This is a genomic window from Nocardioides sp. P5_C9_2 (assembly GCF_054049555.1).
In genome coordinates this window covers 1-1474 of the sequence record NZ_JBFUMD010000685.1, presented here as the reverse complement: position 1 = coordinate 1474, position 1474 = coordinate 1, and the positions used below count along the sequence as shown (strand labels likewise).

At 62.7% G+C, this 1474-nt stretch carries 1 protein-coding gene; it reads left to right on the top strand.

The genetic code is table 11. The features are described from left to right. Positions 1–826: 826 nt before the first annotated feature. Positions 827–1474, top strand: a 648-nt coding sequence (locus ACXJKL_RS20990; RefSeq protein ID WP_457208930.1) for a DUF1972 domain-containing protein, incomplete at its 3' end; no start/stop codon positions are given.

The window sequence follows — 1474 nt, the reverse complement described above, 5'->3', positions numbered from 1 at the left end:
ATGTAGAATTGGTGCACCGCTTGATGTCCGCTGATCCCGAGTCTTTTCGGGAAACTGCACTCGAGGCGGCCTCATCGGTCCGCCAGCATCTAGGCATTGAGACGAGCCTCGACACGGTTTAGGTCTTGCGGCCGGTGACCGTGCGATCACTCCGTCGGCCTGTTGCACGAACGTGTGTGTCAGTTTCGATTAGTCGCCGGGTCTACCGGTTGGGTTCGTGGTGCACTCGTGTTCGACGATTTCAATCACCCGCGGGCCTTCTTCATCGGCGCGGGTAGTTGGCCATCCGAGGCCGTCCGACAATCGCGGTCGAGAAGACGGCGGTTGAAGACGTCCCTCGGCAGCATCGAGAAGGGCGATTCCATGGCTGCGTTGTGGCCGGCTGGGCCGTAGCAGCCCTTGGGCGGACCTGAGCTACGACGGTAGAGCGCGTGGTTGGACGTCGAGCTGCAAGTAGCGCGAGTCGCGGCCGGAGGCCGCCGCCCACCTCACCACGACGCGCATCGGGTTGAGTCCGCCGCCTATGGGAGCCGAGCCTTCGTCCGTGAGTGGTGCGTTGGCGACGATGCGGTCAGAGCAGCCGCCGTGATCGCGCAGTCGTGGACCTTGCTTTCCTCCGATCAGCGTCCGGTCCTGCCACTCATCCACATCGTCCGAACAGGGCCACCCGTTGGTAGCGGTGACACCGGTTTGACAGATCCTCTGGCATCCGAGGGTGTGCACGTGGTCGTCTAGTCCAGTGCGTCGCGAGGCGGGCATCCACGAACGAAGGACGCGTCACGACCCTGGTCGCCGGCGCGAGGGGAGATTGAGAGAGACTAGGCTTATGCGATTTGCGATGATCGGTACGCGGGGTGTTCCTGCCAAGTACGGAGGCTTCGAGACAGCCATCGAGGAGATCGGTTCTAGGTTGGTCGAGCGTGGCCACGCCGTGGATGTCTACTGTCGAAACCCTGGACAGGACCTGCGAGAGCACAAGGGGATGCGTCTGATCAACCTGCCGGCAGTGCGCAAACGATCCCTCGAAACGCTGAGCCACAGTGGGTTATCGGTGATGCATGCCGTCGCGAGCCGTCCAGATGCCGCGATCGTCTTCAACGCAGCTAACGCTCCGTACCTGCCACTGCTGAAGGCGGCCCGAATCCCCACGGCGGTGCACGTGGATGGCTTGGAGTGGAAGCGCGAGAAGTGGAAGGGCGCAGGGGCGCGCTACTACAAGCGGGCTGAAGAGAAAGCGGCTGCGTCGGGACTTCCCCTTATCGCGGACGCCCGGGGAATCGCGGACTACCTCTATGAGACCTACGGCCTCGACAGCCGCTTCCTGCCATATGGCGCACCCATCCTCGACCCGGGTTCAGATCGACTCTCCGAGTTGGGGCTAGAATCTCGGTCGTATCACCTGATCGTTGCGCGCATGGAGCCTGAGAACCATGTCGACCAGATCGTCCAAGGCTACGTCGCCACTCACCACGAC